The organism is Streptomyces plumbidurans, from assembly GCF_019857225.1.
GTDB classification, from domain to species: Bacteria; Actinomycetota; Actinomycetes; order Streptomycetales; family Streptomycetaceae; genus Streptomyces; species Streptomyces plumbidurans.
Map to the genome: position 1 here is coordinate 1 of NZ_JAFJSY010000183.1, position 422 is coordinate 422.

At 67.1% G+C, this 422-nt stretch carries 1 protein-coding gene; it reads right to left on the reverse strand.

The genetic code is table 11. The annotated features are described in order from the left end of the window. Positions 1 to 422, reverse strand: a 422-nt coding sequence (locus JYK17_RS40325; protein WP_222812332.1) for a glycoside hydrolase family 16 protein, incomplete at both ends; no start/stop codon positions are given.

Below are 422 nucleotides of genomic sequence, written 5' to 3' on the forward strand. Positions count from 1 at the left end.
AGGGTGTAGGGGGCGCCGATGCCGCCGGAGCCGGAGTAGCCGGGGCCGTGGATGGTGCCGTGGACGGTGGAGGGTTCGAAGCCGACGTTCTCCATGACGTCGATCTCGCCGGAGTCGGGCCAGTTGACGGGGGTGCCGAGCATCCAGAAGGCGGGCCACATGCCCTGGCCGCGCGGGATCTTCATGCGGGCTTCGACGTGGCCGTACTGGGCGTTGAACTTGCCGGAGGTGTTGAGGCGGGCGCTGGTGTACTGGCAGGTGCCGTACCAGCACTGGTAGTTGGCGGGGTTTTCCTTGCGGGCGGTGATGACCAGGTGTCCCTGGCCGTCGAGGGCGGCGTTGTTGGTGCCGGGGGTGTAGTACTCGCGTTCGTGGTTGTTGACGTTGTCGCCGGTCTCGGTCTGCCATTTCGAGCCGTCGAC